We start from the raw sequence: 22582 nt of genomic DNA, 5'->3' as shown, positions 1-22582 counted from the left end.
CTATCATATGGTTCCTAAGAATATGTTTGGTGATTACCTGATGCCATTGAACAGATTAAAGGTGAAAGATGAAGAGCTTTATAAGAAATATATTAAAAAGTACGAAGATCATCCAAAACGTACGAAATTACATCAAAGGAAAATTCCTAAGCTTGATTGTTTATGGAATGATGTCATTCATTTTCTTCCTCTACACCCGAACCATGTGTATGAAGCTCTCAAGACATTTGAAGTGAATACAAGAACGGATTTACTATTTTATAAGGTACCTATTGAAAACCTATCTAACAACCAAAATGTAATATACCAAACCGATAAAGCAAGTTATCAAGGTCCTGATAAAGACATTCCCAATAAACATATACATATCATAGATACCCAGCAATATGAAGGACTTACCTCAATCCCTCAAGACACAATGGATTATTATAAAGAAGAAATTAGAAAAGGGAACAAGTTTGGTATGTTTCAATTCATACCACATCTCTTTAGTGATGGAGAAGTAGATATTTCGAACGCAAAAGTGATTAATTGGAGTAAGAAAATAGACGAGATATGATTTTCTCGGTTGCTTCAACAATAAATGGAGGAGTTTTCATGAAAGGTCTGCTAGTTAAATCACCTTGGATTGATCTAATCCTAAAAGGTAAAAAGACTTGGGAGATACGAGGATCCAATACTAAAAAGAGGGGGAAAATCGGGTTAATCAAAAGTGGTTCAGGCATGGTTTACGGAACAGTCAATATTGTGGAAAGTAAAGAACTTACTTTAGGAGACTATAAAAATCATTCAAACCTTCATTGCGTGAGCAGTGAAGACACTAGTCAACTCCCTTACAAAAAAACTTATGCTTGGGTTTTAGATAATCCGATTATTTACGACACCCCCATTCCATATCAACATCCAATGGGGGCAGTAATTTGGGTTGATCTTTCAAAGGCTCAGTAATTTTTAGATTATATAATGTTTTTAAAAATTTAGCTCCTTCAAGATACAATCATTTGTTATAGTATTAGTAAGAATAATATATAATAGTAAAATGTGAAAAGCATTATACAAATGGAGTGTTTAAATGCAAAAATTAGACAAGTTTTTAACTTACTTCTACATTATTTTAGGTGCTATTTTCGGAATATCATTCTTGTACACCCTATTTACCGCAGGAGAACTCATTCTAATTGATGGAGCCTTTGCTGTTGTGGCCTTTTTTGCTGCTTATATGGCAAAGAGAAGAAGAGAGAAAATGATGGGCGGACATACCAACTAGGTTTTTCCATAAAAAGGACTCGTGAAGTTATACCTTCATGAGTCCTTTTTAAAATTCATTACTTATCTAAACTCTCTCGTAAATGGGTCCTACATATTGTGCTGATGGCCTGAAAATTGTATTATCCTCTAATTGCTCCATAACATGTGTCGTCCAACCAACCATTCGACTTGCAGTAAATGTAGCTGTGAAAAGGTGACTAGGAATATTCAATTCTCTTAGAACAGCTGCTGCATAGAACTCTACATTCGTGTAAAGTTTTCTCCCTGGTTTAAGTTCTTCTAATACTTCAATAGCTGTCTTTTCAACTTTTAGTGCAAGGTCAAACCAATCATCTTCCTTTTTGTTATCTTGAAGTGTTTCTTTGATCGCTTGAGCCCTTGGATCCATGGTTTTGTATACGCGATGTCCGAAACCCATTAGCTTCTCTCCATTTTCTACTTTTTGCTGAATGCATCCTCGAATATCTCTACTTTTTGCAATGTCATTTAATAGATCTATAACACCAGATGGTGCCCCTCCATGTAATGGTCCCTTCATTGTTCCAATAGCAGATGTTGCAGCTGAACCCAAATCGGATTCCGTTGAAGCTGTTACTCTAGCTGAAAAGGTAGAAGCATTTAACCCATGCTCCATGGTTAAAATCATGTAGGTCTCTAATGCCTTTACATAAGAGGAAGATGGCTCTTCTCCTGTTAACATATAAAGATAATAAGCAACGTGGTCTAAATCAGTTCGTTCCTCTGGATAGGTAGTGTTTTTTTGAACGGATTCTCGGTAAGAAATAATGGCAGGTATAAGTGAAGTTAGGGTAATGGCATCTTGGATTGTAATTTGTTTTGTATCGAATAGTTCTATAGATGAGATAGCCGTTCTTAACACACTTAACATGTCATGGCTGGCTGGAATATTTTCTATGATATTCTTTACGTAATTTGGAAGCTTACGTGATTGTTTAAACTGTTGTTTTGTTTTATTCAGTTCTTCAGTTTTAGGAAGCGTACCATTCCAAAGCAGATAAGCTACTTCTTCAAATGAATGTTCTTTTGCTAGATCTTGTGCAGAGTACCCACGGTAAATTAATCTTCCTTTTTCTCCATCAATATGGCTAATGTTTGTTTCTGTACAGACTACACCTTTCAATCCTTTTTGTATCATCGTTAACCTCCTAAATATTTGCTTATTTTCAGTATAAAATGTATTGTGAATTTAGAAAATTAAATAAAATTAATGGAAGTGATTAAAAATATTAATGCACGGGGTGTGCCAATGGAATTATCATGGATGAATACCTTTATAACGGTTGCAGAGGAAGGAAGTTTTCGTAAAGCGGCCGATGTTTTATACGTCTCCCAGCCAACTGTCACGGTACACATTAAGTCATTGGAAAAAGAATTAGGGGTCAGTCTTTTTGAAAGGAATAATCGGTTTGTCAAGCTAACTGAGGAAGGCAGAAGATTCATCAAACATGCTCGGAAGATGATTGATGCCCATCGAGAAGGTATTGAGGATATGAATTCGTTTGGGCAAGGGTATAGAAAGAAGTTGCGGTTAGCTATATCCCCTTCCATCGCGGATACGATTATGCCGACTGTTTTAAAAGGGTTTTTGAAGAGCAATCCAGAATTAGAGATTGACGTAGAAATTATGGAATCAAAGAATATTGAAGAAGCGGTTATCCAAGAGGAAGTGGATATAGGTTTTTCACTACTAAAAAGCCAAGATGATCAACTGAACTGTGTTGAACTATATGAAGACCAAATCGTCTTTTGTGTCCCCCATGATGGATATGATTCTGAATCAGCACCACTAAGCTATCCAGAGGAATTTTTAAAACATAACTATTTACTCACACACAATTATCCAGGTGTTTGGGATACATTGCATCAAAAAATCAAGTCAAGATTTCCGAGAACAAAGACGATGAAAGTATCTCAAGTTCATATTACGAAGCGGTTTATTGAAAGTGGACTAGGTGTTTCTTTCCTTCCCAAATCTACAGTGAGGAAAGAGTTGCTGGAAGGTAGAATATTAGAAGTGCCTATCCCGCAAATTGATCTTCCTCAAGCACATACTTTTGCTCTTACAAAATACAATCATTCTTTGGAAAACGATTTTATCTCATACGTTTCCAACCATCAGTTTAAATAACAAGGGAAAAGTCGGAGGAGGTAATATGAAAAAGGTTATGTGGCAAAGTAAAGGCCCTATTGGTTGTGAATATCTTAAATTGATTCAATCTCCTCAAGAAATAAACGCCAAAGGAACAGTGATATACACTGATGAAAAGGATGCTTACAAGGTGATGTATCAAATAGATCTAGATAAAAATTGGGTGACGAAAAGTGTTGATGTAGCTGTGGAAGGTAAAGACCACACGTTACATTTGCGATCAAACGGAATGGGCGATTGGTGGTCAAATGATACATATTTAGAGAGCATGCAGGGAGCTATCGATATAGATATATCTGTAACCCCTTTTTCTAATTCGCTTCCCATTAATCGGTTTGAATGGGCAGTTGGAGAGAGGAAGTCCTTTCAAATGTTGTATATAGACGTGCCTTCACTAGAGTTATTACAGTTAAAGCAACATTATACGTTGGTTGATGAAGACGGGGGAAAGAGATTTTTCCAATACGAATGTCGAAACTATAAAACTACCATTCGTGTGGACCAAGACGGCTTAGTTGAAGATTATCCTGGGTTATTTACTCGAGAATTTTAAGGTTAAATAAAACTAAGACACAAACCTATGTGACAGGTTTGTGTCTTTTTTCTGTTAAGGAGGATTAATTTAATGCATATAGAATAGGTGTTAAATGGTAAATTTCTTACATAATGAATTTTTATCTTTCTTTAGTGGGTGATGATTTGAATGGATTGATAAGCAAATATATGCTCCTTCTCTCTGGGATAGGGGTGTCTTATCTAGGAAACTGGATTTACCTGATTGCCATTAATATTACAATTTTAAATTTAACTGGATCTGCTGCAGCTGTAGCAGGCCTATATATTATCAAACCTATTGCACTCTTAATAACGAATTTTTGGTCTGGAAGTGTCATTGATCGAGTGAATAAAAGAAGATTGATGATTATAGTAGATATTATTAGGGGGATTTTGGTTTTCTGTATTCCTTTTGTAGGTTTCTTATGGGGAATCTATGGATTAGTCTTTCTTATCAATATTGTGGGAGCATTTTTTGGTCCTAGCTCTGCAGTCTATATAACTAAGCTTATTCCATCAGAACGTAGACAGCGATTTAATTCAATGATGAGCATGACTAATTCAGGGGCATTTTTATTAGGACCTGCCATTTCTGGTGTTCTTATCATGTATGTCGGTACTGAATTATGTATTATCATCAATGCTCTTTCATTTATTGTTTGTGCCTTTTTCATTTTTCTTCTTCCAAATGTGGATGAAGAGACTGGAGAAGTTCGTGAACCTATAAAATGGAAAACACTTTTATATGATCTTAAAGCTGTAGTCGACTTTTCAAAGAAAGCTACTTTTTTTATAACAGTCTATTTACTATTTCAAATCGCCATGCTGATTGGATTTGCATTAGATTCACAAGAGGTCACGTTTATTAAACAGAACTTAGAGCTTTCAGAACGTGATTATGGCCTTATTGTAAGTATAACTGGAATCGGCGCTCTTCTTGGAGGGAGTGTAGCTGCTGTTTTGTCAAAAAAGATACAGCTTCGCTTTTATATTGGAGGAGGGATCCTACTCTCGTCAGTGGGTTATGTAATGTTTTATTCCTCCTTTAACTTTATATCAGCTACTTTTGCATTTGTGTTCTTAGGATTCTTCATGGCATTTGCGAATGCTGGCTATGCTACCTTTTTTCAAAACAGTATCCCAGTCGATCTTATGGGGAGGTTCGGTAGTATTGCTAATATGGTCCAAGGATTGATTCAAATAGGATTTACATTATTATTAGGTCTAACTTCTGAGTGGTTTTCTCTTCAAATCGTATGTTTGATATTTGCTAGTGTAGGTACATTAATTGCAGCAACCCTATTTTCAATCTTTTTATTTTCAGCAAAAGCAAAATATGGTGAAGAGAAGTCAAATGCGTTTACGAGCTAAGGTAAGAAAATAAATCAAACACCTATTGAACTATCATGCCCTCCATGATAGGATATACTGACGTTTACCTTACAAGGAGGGGAGAATATGAATCGGATCTATCTAAGAATTTTGTATTACACAATTGGCATTGTGGTTTTAACTTCAGGAATCTCTTTAACCATCCTTGCCAAATTAGGTACATCTCCTTTTGATGCCCTGCTTGTCGGTCTTTATCGTACATTCGGCTTAACCATAGGAAGCTGGGAAATTGTTGTTGGTTTAAGTATGATTCTTTTTAATTCAATTGCAGAAAAACGGAAACCTGAAATCATTGCTATATTCACATCTTTGCTTACTGGAGTAGGGATTGATTTTTGGGTCCATTTATTTAGTGGGTGGATTGAACCACAATCGATTGTTCCACAAGTCGTATGCTTTTCACTTGGGTTAGTCATTTCTGCTTTAGGTATTGCTATTAATCTTCAAGCAGATTTTGCCCCTAATCCTTTTGATCGCATGATGATTGTTGTAAAGAACTTAACGGGTAAGTCAGTATCATTTGCTCGAGCTTTAATTAGCATTGTTTTAGTTATTATTGCTGCATTCTTTGGTGGAGCAATTGGTATAGGAACGTTGATCATCGCTTTTACAAGTGGAATGGTTATTCACTTGTTTATGAAGGGCATGCATTATATCGACCAAAGACTTTTAAGTTATAAACCAAGTGTAAGTAAATCATAAGACGTTTTCCTTGTTTTTAAGGAAAGCGTCTTTTTTGTGGAAAAGGATTGAGTTAAATGGTTCCTTTTGAAATAATTGGTATTAAAATGAGGTGCTGGAGTGTGATTGTATTTATAAAAAAAATGCTTTACGTGCATCATTTATAATTGTAGCTTTGATTCTTCTGTATCTAATGGTGGAAACCTATGAGGAATTGAGGGAGGCAAATTCACGAAAAGATAACATCAGGTTTTTACTTACGAAAATGACACTTTGGGGTTTTTTATTCGGACTTCTTCTGGAATCAGAAAAAGTGATTGCATTAACTCTAGGAAACTTCAATCTAAATTGGTTACTAGCACCGGCTATGATTCTACTCGTATTCATATTTATACCTCGAACTTACGTATTGCATTGGTTTGGAGTAGAGGATCCGTTTTATATTTGGATGTTCCTAGTTCCAGATACGCATATGGTACTCAGTATTTTAGCTGGGGTACTACTTGTGAGGTCATTGAGTCCTAGTGAATGAGGAAGGGAGAGTGAAAGTGATTAAAAAAATTATTCAATATGCTGTTGTGTTTATAATTGGTTTAATGATCCTAAATGTTATCGCAGAGATTTTTAGAAGCATGGCGATGGGTGTAGAAGGAATTGTGAGAATAGATGAGGAGAGGTTATGGAACTACTTTTATATCTCACTCCTAAGCATATTATTCGGGATTCTGATTGAGTGGAAGCGAGTCTTGAAGATTTTAAAAGGGGACATTAACTTTAATTGGCTCATAATCCCCACAGTTATTTTCCTAATAATTAGCCTAACTCCACATACATACACATTTCGACTTGTTGGTATTGCTTCATACCGCCACACTCCGTTGGGGGTGTTTTTCGCTCCGATGCAATATACTCATATATTAATTATGATCGGAATTCTTACAGGGGTTATGTTAGTTAGATCTTTTAAAAATGAAACATAAAGTATTCTTTGAAAATTCTGGATGTGATAAATCTTTCAATAGGCTATTGAAGGTCAAATATTTAAATTGGCATAAATGACACAATTTGTTGAATACGAACAAAGAAAAGAGAGTCTCCAATTTGTAGCACAGCATGATCAGGCTGTATTTCGACTAATTCCCCTCTAATGGTATCTTTCGTTGTTTCAACAATTAAATTCTTTCCTCGAAGTAATTGCAATCGAACGACTACAAAAGGATCGATGACCGTCGTGTATTGAGGATTCATCCATTGGTTATCATTTTGAGGTTGCTGACGATAATACATTAATATTCCCCCGCTATTAGTATGCTTTTAACATATGCATGGGGGATAGGTGTAGTGAACGATACTGATATTTAAGTAATTACAAAAAGGTAATTTAGGGGGAGGTAAGCGTACATGCGAGTAGTTTCAATTTCTATAGCATTAATAGCTACAATGATCGTGACATCTTGCTCCACAAACACTCACAACACAAAAGACTTTCAAAAGCTAAATGAAAAGATAACAGAACTGAACAAACAACAGGAAGAACTACAATCTAAGTTGGAAAAGAGTGAAAAACGCCTAAACGTACTACAGTCTAAAATGGTAAAACAAACCGACATTGCAGGGATCAAGGACGACACTACATATATAAAAAGCATGGTTGAAAATTTAGAGGGTATTTATATACCTGAAGAAGAAGCCCGTCAAATAGCAGAATCACTAACAAGTAATGAAGTTGAAAAGTGGGCAGTGACCTTTAACGAAAATTACGACTATGATGAAAGTAATGAACATAACTTGGTTCGAGATGTTTGGGTTGTTAAAGCCTTTCATTCGCTTGGTAATAAAACTATATATTACATCGATGCTATTACCAAAGAAGTCGTTAATATATCTGAAATAGAAAGTAATCATTAAATAAATATGTTTATAGAGGGAGCTTTTTGAAATACAAATATTCTATTCTCTTAGTTTGTATTACTTTAACACTAGTTGCTTGTGCATCAGAGGTTTCTGAAGATCTAGGAAAAGATAAAACTATCCCTGAAGTTATCGAGAAAGAGTTAGATCAAATTACAGAAGTAAATCATTTTGAAGAAGTTTTTAAAGCATCGAAAGAAGCAACAATGAATAAAATGCTAACGGAAGACATATATGAATTGAAGAAAAGCTACGCAGACCAATTTGTCCCAAAGAATGCAGAAGTGATGTCTTTTGCCAGATTAAAAGAGAATGTTGTTATTGAATATACATATAATCAATTAGAATATTCCGTTTTATATATTAGTCACAATAAAAAAAGTTAGAAAATCCATTTTCGACCGTGAACGTTATATTATGTACATTAAAACGTCTGGTAGCGAAAAGGTTAAAGTTAGAAATTTGGAAGATTATCAATAAATGATCGATTGTGGAGAGAAGACAAGGTGGATAATTATAAAAGGAGTCATTCGCTATCAAAAAAATCACTATTAGTATTTTAATATTTATAATGTTTGGTTCTGTAATGCTCATATACAATCACAAACAGTCCCCAACAGAAGATGATGTTTTTAACATTACTGAAAATTGGGATCCAGCAACAGAAGATGTTTATTTAGTGAGAAAGGTAAACGGGGAATGGTTAACCATTTTTAGAAACCAACATACCGTAATGCTTGCGGAACTAAAACGAAAGTGGACTGGAAATTGGGAAATTAGAGATGAGATGGGGAATGAAAGTTCAATAAGTTCTACTTATTATCCACCCAATAAAGAACAGGAAATAACATGGAGTGCAGGTGGAGTGGGGCAAAAAGAAATTGTTTACTATTTTGGTCAGATCATTAACCCCGAGATACATAAAGTAACTGTAGAAACTGAGGAAAAATTTAATCAAAGTGTTCCAATTATAAAGGCAGAGGGAAAACGATTCTTCTTCAAAAAGCTAAAGGGAGCTATAATAACCCCTGTAAACATAAATGGGTATTCTAAATCTGGTGAACAAATATATTCAAGTCTTTCAGATTAGAGCGCAAACCTAAAGTAAAAAGTGTTTGTGCTTTTTATATTAACGACAACCAGCAGAATTACTCATCTCTTATTTAAATGGTTTTATGGTGAAATAGGCGGTATGTTTTGAAGAGGGGGAGGTTATGATCTTTAATCGAGAGAAACAACTTAAAAAATGGGGGAAGACCAGAAAGATTGGGAAATGGAAATTTGTAATTTTTTACGGGATATTCATGAGTGGTTTAGTGTTTTTGTTAGGAACACTTTTATTAGAATGGATGTTTGGTGATGAAGTAAAGGAAGTTTCTGATTATATCACACAAGCAATTCCGTTCGGATTTACTTATGGATTTGTTGGTTGGCATGTCATGGAAAAGAGATATAAAAATTTTATAGATAATCAATAATAAATATACTTAAACTGAAGGGGTGCGTTTATCCATGAAGGATAACGCATCTTTTTGTTGAAGTTATTGTACTAACGGAGCGGTTTAGTCATTTTACAATTATTAGTGAAAAAAGGGAGAAACGAATATGACAAAGAGAAATAAGGAGTTATCACTAGAACAACGAGAAGAACTACTCGAAATTTTGAAAGCTCGTTTTGAGAAAAACATGAACCGACATAAAGGTCTTGATTGGGCTAATGTACAAGCTGAGCTCGAAGCTAATACTGAAAAGCTGTGGTCCCTTAATGAAATGGGAGTAACTGGCGGTGAGCCGGATGTTGTTGGCCATGATAAAAAGACGGACGAATACATTTTTTATGATTGTTCAGCGGAAAGTCCTAAAGGTCGTAGAAGTGTTTGTTACGACCATGAAGCGCTTGAGTCAAGGAAAAAACACAAACCTGAAAATAACGCTATTGATATGGCAACTGCCATGGGTATTGAACTTTTAACTGAAGAACAATACCGGGAACTGCAGAAGCTTGAAAATGTCGATATGAAGACGTCAAGTTGGGTACAAACACCTGATAATATTAGAAAGCTTGGAGGGGCCATATTTTGTGATCGTCGATATAACACTGTCTTTGTGTACCACAATGGAGCAGAATCCTACTATGCTGCCAGAGGGTTCCGTGGATCGCTAAGGGTCTAAGTTTGATAGAAGGCATTATTATGATTCCACAATCAGAAAAGGGAGGGGAAAATATGTGGGAGCAAAGGTTTGTTAATACAGATAGAGGACAATTTGAAGTATTTGTTTCAGGTAGTGGGGAACCTTTATGTGTAACTCATTTGTATAGTGAGTTTAATGAGCGTGGGAATTATTTTGCAGATATGTTTTTAGATTCATTTCGTGTTTACCTTATAAATTTAAAAGAAGCTGGTAATTCGAGTAGGGTCAAATACGAGGATGAGTTAAGTATGAATGAAACAGTAAATGATTTAGAAGCCATACGTAAAGCTCTAGACATAGATAAGTGGAGCTTTGCAGGTCATTCAACAGGTGGAATGTTGGGGTTGGTTTATGGTTTTACTCATCCCCATTCTTTGAAAAGGCTGTTAGTGGGAGGGGCTACTGCTACAAACGTTTATATGGAGCATGTAGACAGCATTTATAGTGAAAAAAATCCAAATAATAAGAGGCTTAAAGAGATATTTTCAATTCTAAAATCCAATGATTATACACGAGAAGAAAGAATACAAGCAGGAAGAGAATGGACTGAAATGTCACTCTATAATCCAAGTAGATTTGATGAATATTTTTCAAAACCGAGTAGTGGTAAAGTAGTCCATAAACGCCTAGATTTCTACTCATATGAAGAACTACCTGATTATGATATTAGAGATGATATTCCTAATATAATTACTCCGACAATTATTTATTGCGGCAAGCACGATTCACAATGCCCACTGGTTTTTTCGCAGGAAATTCATCAACTTGTTCCGAAATCAAGGCTTTATGTTTTTGAGAAAAGTAATCACAATCCTTTCTTAGAAGAAAAGGAAAATTTTACTGAATTGATCAATGATTATATAAAATTAGTGTGATCATTTTACTATCGATTGATTAGATTTAAAAAATTTAGTTGTAACAAATGATAAGTATGATTTTAGAAATCATTAAGTCGAGTAGCCTACTAAAAGACAAACTCGACTTTTCATATTAAATATCTCGTCCAGTTGCGCCTGGGTGTTCTGTTGATTTATTAGGATTATTTGTTTTCTTATCTGTATCTTTGCCACGTTTTCCATTGCCAAGATAGGTTGTTTTTTCTTTTTCTTGATGCTTAACAAACTGATCAAAGTCTTCGTTAATCATGATGAAACCCTCCTTCATTCAATAAAATACCCAAATGCTTGTACATTCATTTATTTAAATTTGAAAGAGAGCAATATCTTTTATAATTGCGGTTTACTAAAAAACACATGTGATCTCTAATTAAGAAATCACATGTGTTATGGTTTTAACTATTTTGCAATTTTTTCTTCTTACGTGCTTTTTCTTTTTCAATCTGCTTACTGCGTAGCTGACCGCATGCTGCGTCGATATCTGTTCCGTGCTCTGTACGAACTCCGCACTTAATGCCACGGTCCATTAGGGTTTCATAGAACGTTAAGATGGATTCTTTTTCACTACGTTCGTATGGGTGGTCTGCCACTGGGTTGTAAGGGATTAAGTTAACGTAAGACAAGTGACGTTTGTTCTTGAGTAATCTTGCAAGTTGTTCAGCTTCCTCTTTATGGTCGTTGACATCTTTCAATAAGATATACTCAAACGTAATACGTCTGTTTGTCTTCTCTAAATAATAATCAATGGCTGGCATTAGATCTTCTAATGGGTAAGCCTTGTTGATCTTCATAATTTGAGAACGTAATTCGTTGTTTGGTGCGTGAATGGATAGGGCTAAGTTAACCTGAATTCCTTCATCCGCAAAGTCGTACATTTTCGGTGCGATTCCGCTTGTAGATACCGTAATGTGACGAGCTCCGATTGATAAACCTTTTTGATCGTTTACAACATGAAGGAAATCCATTAAGTTGTCGTAGTTATCAAATGGTTCACCGATACCCATAACAACGATGTGACTTACACGCTCATCTTTACCTTGCTTATCCAAATGTTGTTGTACTTGCATAATTTGTTCAACGATTTCACCGCCTGATAAGTCGCGGTTTTTACTCAAGATCCCACTTGCACAGAAAGAGCAACCGATATTACAGCCTACCTGCGTTGTTACACATACCGACAGTCCATAGTTAAAACGCATGAGTACTGTTTCAATAACGTTACCGTCTGCAAGTTTAAATAGGAATTTGATCGTTCCGTCTTCGGATTCTTGTTTTAATTCTTCTGCTAAGGTCTCAATGGTAAAATGTTCATCTAAAAGATCGATACAAGATTGGTTTAAGTTTTTCATTTGAGAGAATGCTGTTACACGCTTTTGATAAAGCCAATCCCAGACTTGCTTTGCGCGGAACTTCTTCTCACCGTGCTCTATAATCCAGTTCGTCAGTTGTTCGAACGTTAACCCGTAAATGGATTGTTTCATATATTATAGACTCCTCTTTAAAAAATTCGCTATTCCTATATTAAGGGATTTGCGCTTCGTAAACAACAGTATGAGCATTATTGTAATTTTCTTGCAATTTTATTCATTCTTTTTTCGCTTGGACAGTGGTGAAGAATGCTTTAATTTCAGGTGATTTCACAATTAAGTTACTATTGTGGAAATATAAACCAAAACATGACAAACTGAAATTAGATGTTGATTCGTTCGTGTAAAAGGAGAATGAGAGATGGATTTACAAAAAAACTTCGTAGACTCGGTGCACTTGTTTTTTAAAGAGAAGGGGAAAGAATGGTTAGACTCCTTGCCGGAGTTGATTAAGTATTGTGAAGAAAAGTGGTCACTTACTGTGAAAGATCCCTATTCCTTATCTATTAATTATGTGGCACCAGCGTTGAAGGATGATGGCACAGAAGTTGTCGTGAAAATCTGTATTCCTGGGGAAGGGTTCTTAGACGAACTTGAGGCGTTACGTTTATTTAAGGATCAGGGTATAGTTTCTTTATTGGATTATGATAAAAAGAATGGGATATTCATTTTAGAAAAGCTCTCACCAGGACATACGTTAGCAGAACTCTCTGATCAAGCCGAAGCATGTCGGTATGCAGCTCGTGTGATGAGTAACTTAATAGTCCCGGCACCTCAAGAAACAAGGCTTCCTACTACAAAAGGTAGAGAAGAGAATTTAAGAAGAACGTATAATCAGAATCCAAACGGTTATGGACCGTTTTCAAAAGAAACACTAGAGAAAGCATTGAATGTTTTTACATATCTGAACCAAACGATCGAAAAATATTGGCTACTTCATGGTGATTTTCATCATTACAATATCTTAGCATCAGGGGAAGAAAAATGGTTAGCTATAGATCCAAAAGGGTTAGTGGGTGAAATCGAGTATGACCTTATTCAGTACATGTTAAATCGGTTGCCAGATGAAGGCGCATACGATGTTACGAAAACTCGTGTAGATGTGTTTACTGAAGAATTGAATCTAAATAAAGAACGCTTAATCTTATATGGCTATTGTCATACGGTTTTATCCACCACATGGATGGTTGATGATGATGGTACATATGAAGGGAATTTTCATCAAGTTGAAGCCATCTTTGAAAAATTGTATGAATCCACTTTTGGAAAGAGCATATTATCCGGGGTAAGCAAGGAGGAGTTATAAAGGATTAACAGAATATCACTATATACAATTTCTTTCAGAGGAGGAGTCGGTAATGACGACTACGGAAGTTCAAGAACAAATTCATGCTTTGGAGTTAGAGTTATTGGAGAAGAAAAAGGAATTAGCTGCTTTACGTAAATCTCTACCAGAAAGAAGTGTGGAGAATTATGAATTTGTTCGAACAACAGGTGAAGAAGTTACACTACTTGAGCTTTTTGGAAACAAGGATGAACTAATCGTCATTCATAATATGGGGAAAGGCTGCTCTTACTGTACCTTGTGGGCTGATGGGTTTAATGGAGTAGACCATCACCTGAAACAGAAAGCAGAATTTGTGGTATCATCTCCTGACTCTCCAGTTGTACAAGAAGATTTTGCAGCAAGTCGCAAATGGCAGTTCCCTATGGTTTCGGTTAGCGAGAGTACGTTTGCCGAAGATATGGGTTTTAAGAAGGATGGCCATTATCACCCTGGCGTTTCAACATTTCGTAAGGATGAAAAAGGTCAAATCTATCTTCATGCTCAGGCACCACTAGGCCCTGGAGATGACTACTGCGTGACGTGGCATTTGTTTGATTTACTACCGTCTGGAACGGATAATGTAAAAGTCGATAACCCATTAAATAGCGAGTCACAATTCCAGCTTACCAACAACATAGCCGTAGGAGTGAATCAATATGAACGCGCTGTGTCTTTCTACCGAGATGTTATCGGTATGAAGCTTGAAGACTCTTATGAGGATGAAGCCAAATTATCGATGAGTGGTACAAACTTTTATATAGAGGAAAATGACGAAACGAATGTATTCTTTGAGTTTGGTGTAAAATCGTTTGAAGAAACCATAACACTTTTAAGGGAAAACGATTGTGTTGTTACTGAAGAAATTACTGAAAAAAGTGTCATGATAAAAGATCCTTATGGATTGAGGTTCCACCTTTTTGAAATCGAATCCTAACTTAAAGAAGACGTTCTTACAGTGTAAGAGCGTCTGTTTATTTAAGGAGGTTTGTCATAAGCTAGAGGTACTAGTATAGTGAATGGGCGAGATTAAAGATAGAAAGCAGGTGGGGTCCATGCAAATGAGAAAAAAGGGAGAATGGCTAGAGATCACAATTCCACATAATTGGGTGGGGTATTCTATTGAGTCGGTATTAAAGAATGAATTGCATGTTCCTAAGAAGTTATTGCACCAAATTCGAATGAGTAAAGGGGCCAAGCAAAACGGAAAAGAAGTTCCTTGGTCAACAGCTCTACAACAGGGGGATAAGCTCCAAGTCCTTTTGTTTCAACTTGAAGAGTTAGGTGTAATTACTACATATATGGATATTGAAGTATTATACGAAGATGACCATGTACTGGTCGTGAATAAGCCCGCTGGAATGAACGTACACCCCAATGAAGAGGGACAGACAAATACGTTAGCTAATGGAGTAGCTTATCACTACCAAAGTCAGGGGCAAGAGGTGAAAGTCCGTCACATTCATCGGTTGGACCAAGATACAACGGGAGCTGTCGTGTTTGCAAAGCATCCATTAGCAGTGGCTATAATGGATCGATTGCTCGAACAAAGATCCATTAAACGAACCTATTTGGCTTTAGTACATGGGAAACTGAAACAGAAAAAAGGTGTGATTAATGAACGTATTGGCAAGGATCGTCATCACCCTTCTAGAAGAAGAGTTTCTCCGACTGGTCAAGAGGCTGTAACCAACTATGAAGTCCTTAATTATATGAGTAAAAATGATCTCTCCTTGGTAAAAGTTCAATTAGATACAGGGCGCACACACCAAATTCGAGTGCACTTAAGTCATCTTGGCCATCCTTTGTATGGGGATAGCATGTACGGTAGTAAAGTTAAGGGTTCCCATCAGGCGTTACATGCAGCGAAAGTTACTTTTCCGCATCCTATTTCTGAAGAGGTTATTGAATGTGTAGCTCCTTTTATAGATGAACAGGATTTATTCCCAGGTTCAGTACAGGATTATTTATAGAATCTAATGAAACATATCTCTTAAATAACTTATCAAATATGAAAAAAGCTTGGAGCTGCATCCAAGCTTTTTTGTTTGTATATATAAGAATTCTTAACAGTCCTTTGGATGGGAATTTCGACAGCTTTTCTATTAGAGAAGGAGGAAACAGAGTTGGTATAGAAATATATTACAATCCGGACCTATAGGAGAGGTGTCCATTCATGAAAGTGGAAGAAAAAATAATTACTGTTAATGAAAGAAATATTCCTTATACACATATTCAAAACGATTCCAGAAAGGTTTGCTTTATGTTTTCAGGCGCAGGATACACCTATGATAAACCTTTGCTCTATTACTCCACAATGGTAGCGTTAGAAAATCACTTTGATGTTGTTCATATTCATTATTCTTATACCGAGAAAGAGTTACGTCAAACCTTTGAGCAATTTGCTGAACTTATAGTAGGTGATGTGAAACCAGTAGTATCTAAAGTGTTATCTAAATATAAGTATGAAGAAACGATCTTCATAGGAAAGTCATTGGGCACAATACCGATTATTCAAGAGTTTTTAAAGGATAATAGTTTTACAACCTCTAAGATGGTTCTACTTACTCCTTTACTAAAAAGACAACAACTTTTCGAATCATTATCTAAATCGAAGGGTGACATTTTCATTGCAATTGGAAAGCAAGATCCTCACTACATACCAGAAAAAATAAATAAATTAAGAAGCATCCCTTCTATCCACCTACAAGAGTTAGAAGGTGCAAATCATTCTTTAGATATAGAGGGTTTCCATACAAGTGAATCTCTTTCTTGTTTATCCTTAACCATGGATAGTTTAAATCATTTTCTTAGAGAGGAGTAATTTTATGGAGAAATATGCAGAATACGATGCGTTTGCTTGGATCTACAATGAATATTGGGGGCGCATGCCTAAAGGGATAGAGCCTATTATTGATAAACTATTCTTCACAAGTTTGCCTGAGAATGCTTCAGTACTAGACCTATGCTGTGGGACAGGCCAATTAGCTCAAATCCTAAACGAAAGAGGCTATGAAGTCACAGGAATTGATGGATCAGGAGAAATGCTTAAAATAGCCCAAGAAAATTCTCCATCCAGTACGTTTTTGGAGGATGATGCAAGGTCTTTTGCCGTAAATAAACAGTTTGATGGAATCATATCTACTTATGATAGTTTAAATCATATCATGACTCTCAACGAGCTAAAGGTTGTTTTTCGGAATGTATATAAGTCTCTTGTAAATGGTGGTTTATTCTTATTTGATATGAATATGAAGTCAACTTATACAGGTCACTGGAATGGTTCCTTCAATATTGTAGAGGATGACCACGTATGTGCAGTCCGTGCAACATCACAGCCTGAAAATAGATTAGCTCAAATGGATATCACGATGTTTATGTTCAAGGATGGTCAATGGAAGCGGTCTGATCTAACTCTGGAACAAACCTGGTATCGAGAAGAAGAGCTAATTCATGCGTTAAGAGAAGAAGGGTTTAGTGGGATCAAAACCTATCCTTCAGAGGATTTTCAAATGCAAAAAGGTAGAATGTTTTACTTATGTAAAAAGTAATGAATGTAAGGTCGTGATCTCAATGAATAAAATTATACTTATCGGTTCAGGTGGTTCTGGGAAGTCCACGTTGGCTAGAAAAATGGGGAAAAAGCTTAACACTGAAGTGCATCACTTGGACTTACTTTTTTGGAAGTCTGGATGGGTAGGCGTCCCAAAGGATGAACAAAGAAGAATTCAAACGGATTTAGTGAAGCAAGAACAATGGATCATAGATGGAAACTATGGTGGAACGATAGATATCCGATTACGTGCAGCGGATACGATCATATTCTTAGATATGCCAAGGTTATTGTGTGTTTACCGAGTATTTAAAAGACGGTTCCAATATCGAAATCAAACGCGACCTGATATGAGAGCTGGAACTGAAAAAGTTAGGCTAGAATTTCTGAAGTGGGTTTGGAACTATCCTAAAAAGAAGAAACCTCAGATCTTAGCAAGACTCGAGGAATTATCTGATGGAAAGAACATTATCATTCTAAGGTCTCCCCGAGAGGCTCGAACATTTCTTCATAACATAGACTAACTTAAAATATATATTTGAGTGTTTACATTTATTCATAGAAGACGGTTTGATTGGGAGGTGGAGTAATTGGTGAAGCGATTATTACATAGTGAAGGGTTGGTTGTGTTCATTCTTTCTATTTACTTCTATTCATAGATAGAGGGAAGCTGGTGGATGTTCTTTCTTCTATTATTGGCACCTGATGTATCGATGTTAGGATACTTAATTAATAACAAAGTAGGCTCAGTTACATACAATGTGTTTCATTCCTACTGTGTTCCATTGCTTTGTTTGCTAGTAAGTGTCATGCTAGAAAATACACTTTTCCTTGGTCTTAGTATCATTTGGATTGCTCATATCGGAATGGACCGTACAGTAGGATATGGATTGAAATATCCAACTCAATTTAAAGATACGCATCTACAAAAGATGGATTAAAAGGAGAGCTCTAAACTACTAGGAGTAGTAAGTGATTAAAGTAGAAAGTAGAGGTTATAACCGTGCTACAATACAAAACAAACAACATAACCGTATTTCAAAGTGCATTATACAAAACAACTTCAGCGATTATTGAAACCAAAAAGACCATGATTGTGACAGATCCGAACTGGCTACCTGAAGAGGTGGAAACCATACAACAATATGTTACACAGAATAAAGGAAGCAGAGATCTTTATATTATTTATACCCATAGTGATTTTGATCACATCATTGGTGCAGGAGCGTTCCCTGAAGCCAAAGTGATTGCTTCTGAAGAATTTGATGCAAACCCTCATAAACAAGAGATCATAAAACAAAACCATGATTTTGATCAAAAATACTATCTACAACGATCTTATCTACATACCTATCCATCAGTGGATTTTGTCATATCAGAAGATGGACAAAAGCTTGAATTAGAAGACGTTACATTAAACTTTTACAAAGCCCCAGGCCATACTAATGATAGTCTATTTACCGTTGTTGAACCTTATGGAATTTTCCTATCTGGAGATTACTTATCAGATGTGGAGTTTCCATTCATTTTTAGCAGCTATAAGGACTATGTAGATACAATTAAGAAAGCAGCGTATGTATATCAAAATTACGATATTACTGTACAGATTCCAGGTCATGGGTACACAACAGATGATCAACAAGAGATGAGGGATAGGCTGGTTTTTTCACAGTATTATCTGCAAAACCTTTTATCAAAGAAACAAGAGTTAGTGGATGAGCTATCTCAAAAGTACACATTTTTTGAAGGCATGAAAAGTATTCATGATTCAAATGTTGAGTTAGCCAAACAAGAGATTGAATCGTGATATTTTCATACTATGGGAAGAAGAAATAGATAGAGCTTACACGAAAAAATAGTTGACCAAATTCCCGCCTCACTGTTATGCTATTTTCTATTAGTAGATAAAGAAAGTACGACAAATATTTTATCGGACTTATTGAACAGCTACTTAAAACAAAAATATAAATGCGATGAAGGTTATGGGTAACACTATAACTGGAGCACATTCTGGAGAGACTACATTATGTAGCGCCGAAGGGTTCACAATCTCAGGCAAATGGACAGAATCGTTCTAACACATTTATTCACTTGTGTTAAACGTTTTTGCTGAGATTGGATACGGTCCAATCTTTTTTTATTGGCTTTTTTTGCTAATAACAATAATGATTGGCTTATAAACCCAACATACTTTAACGAACAGAAGAGGTGGACAACATGCAAAATAGACGCGCAATCGTTAGTGTTATTGGTCAAGACCAGGTTGGGATCATTGCTAAGGTGACCAACGTGTTAGCAAGTGAAGAAATTAACGTACTTGATATTAGTCAAACCATTTTAGAAGAGTTTTTTACGATGATGATGATTATAGATGTTTCCGACAACGAACAGTTGGATGACATTCGACATAAGCTTCAGACTGTTGGTGACGAAATGGGACTAAAAATTAACCTACAACTTGAAGATGTTTTCCAAGCAATGCATCGTATTTAAGGAGGTACCATTATGAGTAGAAATATTGGTTTACATGAAATGACAGAAACAATCCGAATGGTTCAAATGGAAAACCTTGATATCCGTACGGTCACGATTGGTATTAACCTACGCGATTGCACGGATCCGAACTTTGAGCAAATGCAAGAACGAGTCTATGAAAAAATTATTCAATATGCTAAGAATTTAACAGGAGTGGCGGAATCCGTTGAAAAAGAATATGGCATTCCTATTATTAATAAGCGAATTTCTGTAACCCCTATTGCTGAGCTTCTTGGCCAAGCCACTGTGGAACAAGCTATAGCACTAGCAAAAACATTAGATCAAGCTGCAAAAGATCTGGGTGTTGATTTTATTGGTGGATATTCAGCTTTAGTACATAAAGGGGTTACCAAGGGAGAACAAACTCTAATAAATGCTTTACCTGAAGCCTTAAGTGTAACTGAACGGGTATGTGCTTCTGTTTCCGTTGCAACAACAAAAACAGGTATTAATATGGATGCAGTAAAACAAATGGGGGAAGTGATTAAAGAGGCCTCTGAAAAGACTCGTGATCAAAACGGTCTTGCGTGTGCGAAGCTAGTCGTTTTCGCTAACCCCGTAGAAGACAACCCATTTATGGCAGGAGCTTTCCATGGTACTGGTGAAGGTGAAGCTGTACTTAATGTCGGTGTAAGTGGGCCGGGCGTTGTGTTAAACGCATTAAAACGTCATCCAGATCAGGGCGCAGACCTTGGTTCTGTATCTAGCGTCATTAAGAACACAGTCTTTAAAATTACTCGTGCGGGAGAGTTTCTGGGACGTGTTGTCGCAGAACGTATCGGTGTTCCTTTTGGCATAATGGACTTATCCTTAGCGCCGACAAATGCATTAAACGATAGCGTTGCTGAAATTTTAGAAGAAATAGGACTTGAACGGGTCGGTACACATGGAACGATCGCAGCCCTAGCACTGATGAATGATGCTGTGAAAAAAGGCGGAGCGATGGCAAGTGAATATGTCGGTGGTTTAAGTGGAGCTTTCATACCTGTTAGTGAAGATAACGGGATGATAAAAGGGGTTTCTGATGGTGCATTATCGTTATCAAAACTAGAAGCGATGACATGTGTATGCTCTGTCGGCTTAGATATGATTGCAATCTCAGGCGATGCACCTGCTACTACTATTGCAGGTATGATTGCTGATGAGGCAGCCATCGGTATGATTAACAAAAAAACAACCGCAGTTCGCGTCATTCCTGTTCCAGATAAAGAAGAAGGGGAAATTGTTGAATTTGGTGGACTTCTAGGTCGCGCACCTGTTATGGGTGTGAATCCATATGGCTCCGGCCAGTTCATCAACCGTGGCGGACGCATACCAGCTCCTCTCCAAGCTCTCATCAACTAGAGTACGGAGCGGTTCTTTTGCTTAAAACAAATAAGCTAATGGCACAATGAGTAGATCCTATCCGCTGTTGTGCTTTTTTTTTTAGTGTATCTTCTTAAGGAAAGGGGATCATGCTGTCTTTTTCACATTTCTAGGAAAAATTATTTGTGGGGATATTACGATTACATATCCTGAAGAAATACAGGAAGTGTTATGGATGGATGCTAAAGAAGCGGAACAGCATATGCGCATTCCTAGTGATATGGAAGGTTTGTTATTCAAGCGTGAATCTGTTCCTTATATGTTTCAAGGAAGTATTGTTCATACATAGGTTATCAACTATAAAAAGATCTCTACATTGTTTGCAGAGATCTTTTCTTACGTTCTTTTATCTCAGCTATAATTTTTCTTCAGATGATTTCTTGCCAGGTGAAAACCATCCAATTAATGCGATAGCCACTAGTACCCCGTAGAAAGTCAGAGTCCAAAATGTACTGTGAGGGAAGTCGTGATCTAAGACTCCGATATCGTCATGGGCAAGCGTAATGACAGCTAACTTAACTCCGACCCAGGCGACAATCGCATAAGCTGTTGTTTCTAACGCTGGGCGCTTTTCAAGTAACTTCACAAACCAAGTTGCAGCATATTTGATTAAAATAAGGCCTGCGATTCCACCGAGGACAACGACAATAAATTTACCGCCATCCATGCCACCGAAATCTCCGATTGGGGAATCTGGAAGACCGAGTGCAAGGGCGACAGCAGCGAGAATGGAGTCAATTGCAAAAGCAAGATCAGCTAGTCCGATTTTACCTACTGTTGGCCAAAAGCCTTTTCCAGCAGCTTCTTCTTCCACTTCGTTTTCAATGTTTTCATTTTCTTTACCAAACTTCGCCTTTATGACATGCTTTAAACCTAAGTAAAGAAGGTAAGCGGCTCCAATAGCTTGTATTTGCCATATATTTGCGATAAACGAAATCGCAAAAAGAGCAACAAACCGAAAACCAAATGCCATAAAGATTCCATATTTAATTGCTTTTTCTTTTTCTTCGTCGGGTAAGTGCTTGGCAATCACCGCTAGAACTAGCGCATTATCTGCTGATAATAAACCTTCTAGTCCTATTAGAATTAATAAAGTCCACCCGTATTCTAACCAGATTGACTCCAACCATGATTCTCCTTTCTATACAACAAACAGTAACTAGTGTCTTGAGATTTTTTAAATGATGGGTCATCTTTTAGTAAAGTTACTACGATCATTTATACCTTTCTATAATTTACAACAAACTCATTAAATCAATCCGCAATGTATTTTTCCAAGTTATAACTTATTGTTTCTTTATTTAGAGAAGCTAATGCATGATCTGTAAAACAACAATAGTTTTTTTAAAATGAGATAAACGTATAAAGAAA

General features: G+C 36.4%; 29 protein-coding genes, 1 pseudogene and 1 riboswitch. Of the genes and pseudogenes, 25 read left to right on the top strand and 5 right to left on the bottom strand.

Annotation, left to right across the window (positions count from 1 at the left end):
• Positions 1-7: 7 nt before the first annotated feature.
• From GS400_RS12105 to GS400_RS12095, 3 genes are all read left to right on the top strand, one after another.
• On the top strand, positions 8-559 hold the full coding sequence (locus tag GS400_RS12105) for a group-specific protein (protein WP_236560916.1): 552 nt from the start codon (positions 8-10) through the stop codon (positions 557-559).
• A 38-nt stretch (positions 560-597) separates the two neighbouring features.
• Positions 598-948, top strand: a complete 351-nt coding sequence (locus GS400_RS12100) for an ASCH domain-containing protein (protein WP_160102136.1) — start codon at positions 598-600, stop codon at positions 946-948.
• Positions 949-1072: 124 nt separating this feature from the next.
• Positions 1073-1267, top strand: a complete 195-nt coding sequence (locus tag GS400_RS12095; protein WP_160102134.1) for a hypothetical protein — start codon at positions 1073-1075, stop codon at positions 1265-1267.
• Between the two features lie 66 nt (positions 1268-1333).
• Here the strand turns inward: GS400_RS12095 and GS400_RS12090 are convergent, their stop codons facing one another.
• Positions 1334-2425 carry a citrate synthase/methylcitrate synthase gene (locus tag GS400_RS12090; protein ID WP_160102132.1) on the bottom strand — a complete coding sequence of 364 codons (1092 nt, stop codon included), beginning with the start codon at positions 2423-2425 and terminating at the stop codon, positions 1334-1336.
• A gap of 126 nt (positions 2426-2551) precedes the next feature.
• Here GS400_RS12090 and GS400_RS12085 point away from each other — a divergent pair, with 126 nt between their 5' ends.
• The 6 genes from GS400_RS12085 to GS400_RS12060 all read left to right on the top strand — a co-directional run bounded on the left by GS400_RS12085 (position 2552) and on the right by GS400_RS12060 (position 7047).
• Positions 2552-3418 (top strand): LysR family transcriptional regulator, encoded by an 867-nt coding sequence (locus tag GS400_RS12085; protein WP_236560914.1) that lies wholly within the window; start codon positions 2552-2554, stop codon positions 3416-3418.
• A gap of 25 nt (positions 3419-3443) precedes the next feature.
• The gene (locus GS400_RS12080) at positions 3444-3992 is read left to right on the top strand and encodes a putative glycolipid-binding domain-containing protein (RefSeq protein ID WP_160102128.1); all 549 of its coding nucleotides are present in this window, start codon (positions 3444-3446) and stop codon (positions 3990-3992) included.
• Positions 3993-4105: 113 nt separating this feature from the next.
• Positions 4106-5365, top strand: a complete 1260-nt coding sequence (locus GS400_RS12075; RefSeq protein WP_236560912.1) for an MFS transporter — start codon at positions 4106-4108, stop codon at positions 5363-5365.
• Positions 5366-5452: 87 nt separating this feature from the next.
• Positions 5453-6088, top strand: coding sequence for a YczE/YyaS/YitT family protein (locus GS400_RS12070; protein ID WP_160102126.1), 636 nt, complete (start codon positions 5453-5455; stop codon positions 6086-6088).
• 154 nt (positions 6089-6242) lie between these two features.
• Positions 6243-6599 carry a hypothetical protein gene (locus GS400_RS12065; RefSeq protein ID WP_236560910.1) on the top strand — a complete coding sequence of 119 codons (357 nt, stop codon included), beginning with the start codon at positions 6243-6245 and terminating at the stop codon, positions 6597-6599.
• Between the two features lie 10 nt (positions 6600-6609).
• Positions 6610-7047 carry a hypothetical protein gene (locus GS400_RS12060; protein ID WP_160102122.1) on the top strand — a complete coding sequence of 146 codons (438 nt, stop codon included), beginning with the start codon at positions 6610-6612 and terminating at the stop codon, positions 7045-7047.
• 61 nt (positions 7048-7108) lie between these two features.
• Here GS400_RS12060 and GS400_RS12055 read toward each other — a convergent pair whose 3' ends face one another.
• Positions 7109-7354, bottom strand: a complete 246-nt coding sequence (locus GS400_RS12055; RefSeq protein ID WP_236560908.1) for a DUF2642 domain-containing protein — start codon at positions 7352-7354, stop codon at positions 7109-7111.
• Between the two features lie 114 nt (positions 7355-7468).
• On the opposite strand from GS400_RS12055, the gene GS400_RS12050 reads away from it, so the two are divergent.
• The 6 genes from GS400_RS12050 (at position 7469) to GS400_RS12025 (ending at position 11046) form a co-directional block, all read left to right on the top strand.
• Entirely contained in the window at positions 7469-7975 is a 507-nt protein-coding gene (locus tag GS400_RS12050; RefSeq protein ID WP_160102120.1) for a hypothetical protein, read from the top strand.
• Between the two features lie 26 nt (positions 7976-8001).
• Positions 8002-8364, top strand: coding sequence for a hypothetical protein (locus GS400_RS12045; protein ID WP_160102118.1), 363 nt, complete (start codon positions 8002-8004; stop codon positions 8362-8364).
• Positions 8365-8549: 185 nt separating this feature from the next.
• Positions 8550-9068 (top strand): hypothetical protein, encoded by a 519-nt coding sequence (locus tag GS400_RS12040; RefSeq protein WP_160102116.1) that lies wholly within the window; start codon positions 8550-8552, stop codon positions 9066-9068.
• A 124-nt stretch (positions 9069-9192) separates the two neighbouring features.
• Positions 9193-9456 carry a hypothetical protein gene (locus tag GS400_RS12035; RefSeq protein ID WP_236560906.1) on the top strand — a complete coding sequence of 88 codons (264 nt, stop codon included), beginning with the start codon at positions 9193-9195 and terminating at the stop codon, positions 9454-9456.
• A 127-nt stretch (positions 9457-9583) separates the two neighbouring features.
• Entirely contained in the window at positions 9584-10150 is a 567-nt protein-coding gene (locus tag GS400_RS12030; RefSeq protein ID WP_160102112.1) for a DUF4256 domain-containing protein, read from the top strand.
• Between the two features lie 20 nt (positions 10151-10170).
• Complete coding sequence (locus tag GS400_RS12025; protein ID WP_370519683.1) at positions 10171-11046, top strand: alpha/beta fold hydrolase; 876 nt, start codon at positions 10171-10173, stop codon at positions 11044-11046.
• Between the two features lie 115 nt (positions 11047-11161).
• Here GS400_RS12025 and GS400_RS12020 read toward each other — a convergent pair whose 3' ends face one another.
• Positions 11162-11317, bottom strand: coding sequence for a hypothetical protein (locus GS400_RS12020; RefSeq protein ID WP_160102110.1), 156 nt, complete (start codon positions 11315-11317; stop codon positions 11162-11164).
• Between the two features lie 145 nt (positions 11318-11462).
• Positions 11463-12548, bottom strand: a complete 1086-nt coding sequence (gene rlmN, locus GS400_RS12015; RefSeq protein ID WP_160102108.1) for a dual-specificity RNA methyltransferase RlmN — start codon at positions 12546-12548, stop codon at positions 11463-11465.
• 247 nt (positions 12549-12795) lie between these two features.
• Between rlmN and GS400_RS12010 the strand changes: the two genes are divergently transcribed.
• The 10 genes and pseudogenes from GS400_RS12010 (at position 12796) to GS400_RS11965 (ending at position 21190) form a co-directional block, all read left to right on the top strand.
• Positions 12796-13740: an aminoglycoside phosphotransferase family protein gene (locus tag GS400_RS12010; protein ID WP_160102106.1), complete on the top strand. Its 945-nt coding sequence runs from the start codon at positions 12796-12798 to the stop codon at positions 13738-13740.
• Between the two features lie 52 nt (positions 13741-13792).
• Entirely contained in the window at positions 13793-14695 is a 903-nt protein-coding gene (locus tag GS400_RS12005) for a DUF899 family protein (protein WP_160102104.1), read from the top strand.
• Between the two features lie 118 nt (positions 14696-14813).
• The gene (locus GS400_RS12000; protein ID WP_160104608.1) at positions 14814-15731 is read left to right on the top strand and encodes an RluA family pseudouridine synthase; all 918 of its coding nucleotides are present in this window, start codon (positions 14814-14816) and stop codon (positions 15729-15731) included.
• Between the two features lie 203 nt (positions 15732-15934).
• Complete coding sequence (locus GS400_RS11995) at positions 15935-16582, top strand: alpha/beta family hydrolase (RefSeq protein WP_160102102.1); 648 nt, start codon at positions 15935-15937, stop codon at positions 16580-16582.
• 4 nt (positions 16583-16586) lie between these two features.
• On the top strand, positions 16587-17309 hold the full coding sequence (locus GS400_RS11990; RefSeq protein ID WP_160102100.1) for a class I SAM-dependent DNA methyltransferase: 723 nt from the start codon (positions 16587-16589) through the stop codon (positions 17307-17309).
• Between the two features lie 22 nt (positions 17310-17331).
• Positions 17332-17835 carry a DNA topology modulation protein gene (locus tag GS400_RS11985; RefSeq protein WP_160102098.1) on the top strand — a complete coding sequence of 168 codons (504 nt, stop codon included), beginning with the start codon at positions 17332-17334 and terminating at the stop codon, positions 17833-17835.
• A 66-nt stretch (positions 17836-17901) separates the two neighbouring features.
• A pseudogene (locus GS400_RS11980) lies at positions 17902-18252 on the top strand (DUF4260 domain-containing protein).
• 62 nt (positions 18253-18314) lie between these two features.
• Positions 18315-19118 (top strand): MBL fold metallo-hydrolase, encoded by an 804-nt coding sequence (locus tag GS400_RS11975; RefSeq protein ID WP_160102096.1) that lies wholly within the window; start codon positions 18315-18317, stop codon positions 19116-19118.
• 193 nt (positions 19119-19311) lie between these two features.
• Positions 19312-19388: riboswitch (glycine riboswitch) on the top strand.
• A 140-nt stretch (positions 19389-19528) separates the two neighbouring features.
• Positions 19529-19804 carry an ACT domain-containing protein gene (locus GS400_RS11970; protein WP_160102094.1) on the top strand — a complete coding sequence of 92 codons (276 nt, stop codon included), beginning with the start codon at positions 19529-19531 and terminating at the stop codon, positions 19802-19804.
• A gap of 12 nt (positions 19805-19816) precedes the next feature.
• Complete coding sequence (locus tag GS400_RS11965) at positions 19817-21190, top strand: PFL family protein (protein WP_160102092.1); 1374 nt, start codon at positions 19817-19819, stop codon at positions 21188-21190.
• Between the two features lie 376 nt (positions 21191-21566).
• On the opposite strand, the gene GS400_RS11960 is transcribed toward GS400_RS11965, so the two are convergent.
• The gene (locus GS400_RS11960) at positions 21567-22337 is read right to left on the bottom strand and encodes a TerC family protein (protein WP_160102090.1); all 771 of its coding nucleotides are present in this window, start codon (positions 22335-22337) and stop codon (positions 21567-21569) included.
• Positions 22338-22582 lie beyond the last annotated feature (245 nt).

The organism is Pontibacillus sp. HMF3514, from assembly GCF_009858175.1.
Classification (GTDB): Bacteria; Bacillota; Bacilli; order Bacillales; family BH030062; genus Pontibacillus.
Note: the sequence above shows the minus strand (reverse complement) of the source record. Positions and strands in the feature narration are given on the sequence as shown.

Coding starts and splice junctions, on each gene's coding strand:
- GS400_RS12010 (WP_160102106.1), top strand. CDS start 12,796: ATGGATTTACAAAAAAACTTCGTAGACTCGGTGCACTTGTTTTTTAAA.
- GS400_RS12050 (WP_160102120.1), top strand. CDS start 7,469: ATGCGAGTAGTTTCAATTTCTATAGCATTAATAGCTACAATGATCGTG.
- GS400_RS12070 (WP_160102126.1), top strand. CDS start 5,453: ATGAATCGGATCTATCTAAGAATTTTGTATTACACAATTGGCATTGTG.
- GS400_RS11990 (WP_160102100.1), top strand. CDS start 16,587: ATGGAGAAATATGCAGAATACGATGCGTTTGCTTGGATCTACAATGAA.
- GS400_RS12020 (WP_160102110.1), bottom strand. CDS start 11,317: ATGATTAACGAAGACTTTGATCAGTTTGTTAAGCATCAAGAAAAAGAA.
- GS400_RS11985 (WP_160102098.1), top strand. CDS start 17,332: ATGAATAAAATTATACTTATCGGTTCAGGTGGTTCTGGGAAGTCCACG.
- GS400_RS12105 (WP_236560916.1), top strand. CDS start 8: ATGGTTCCTAAGAATATGTTTGGTGATTACCTGATGCCATTGAACAGA.
- GS400_RS12030 (WP_160102112.1), top strand. CDS start 9,584: ATGACAAAGAGAAATAAGGAGTTATCACTAGAACAACGAGAAGAACTA.
- GS400_RS11995 (WP_160102102.1), top strand. CDS start 15,935: ATGAAAGTGGAAGAAAAAATAATTACTGTTAATGAAAGAAATATTCCT.
- GS400_RS12025 (WP_370519683.1), top strand. CDS start 10,171: ATGATTCCACAATCAGAAAAGGGAGGGGAAAATATGTGGGAGCAAAGG.
- GS400_RS12095 (WP_160102134.1), top strand. CDS start 1,073: ATGCAAAAATTAGACAAGTTTTTAACTTACTTCTACATTATTTTAGGT.
- GS400_RS11965 (WP_160102092.1), top strand. CDS start 19,817: ATGAGTAGAAATATTGGTTTACATGAAATGACAGAAACAATCCGAATG.
- GS400_RS11970 (WP_160102094.1), top strand. CDS start 19,529: ATGCAAAATAGACGCGCAATCGTTAGTGTTATTGGTCAAGACCAGGTT.
- GS400_RS12005 (WP_160102104.1), top strand. CDS start 13,793: ATGACGACTACGGAAGTTCAAGAACAAATTCATGCTTTGGAGTTAGAG.
- rlmN (WP_160102108.1), bottom strand. CDS start 12,548: ATGAAACAATCCATTTACGGGTTAACGTTCGAACAACTGACGAACTGG.
- GS400_RS12100 (WP_160102136.1), top strand. CDS start 598: ATGAAAGGTCTGCTAGTTAAATCACCTTGGATTGATCTAATCCTAAAA.
- GS400_RS12090 (WP_160102132.1), bottom strand. CDS start 2,425: ATGATACAAAAAGGATTGAAAGGTGTAGTCTGTACAGAAACAAACATT.
- GS400_RS12055 (WP_236560908.1), bottom strand. CDS start 7,354: ATGTATTATCGTCAGCAACCTCAAAATGATAACCAATGGATGAATCCT.
- GS400_RS12080 (WP_160102128.1), top strand. CDS start 3,444: ATGAAAAAGGTTATGTGGCAAAGTAAAGGCCCTATTGGTTGTGAATAT.
- GS400_RS12040 (WP_160102116.1), top strand. CDS start 8,550: ATGTTTGGTTCTGTAATGCTCATATACAATCACAAACAGTCCCCAACA.
- GS400_RS12035 (WP_236560906.1), top strand. CDS start 9,193: ATGATCTTTAATCGAGAGAAACAACTTAAAAAATGGGGGAAGACCAGA.
- GS400_RS12085 (WP_236560914.1), top strand. CDS start 2,552: ATGAATACCTTTATAACGGTTGCAGAGGAAGGAAGTTTTCGTAAAGCG.
- GS400_RS12075 (WP_236560912.1), top strand. CDS start 4,106: ATGAATTTTTATCTTTCTTTAGTGGGTGATGATTTGAATGGATTGATA.
- GS400_RS12000 (WP_160104608.1), top strand. CDS start 14,814: ATGCAAATGAGAAAAAAGGGAGAATGGCTAGAGATCACAATTCCACAT.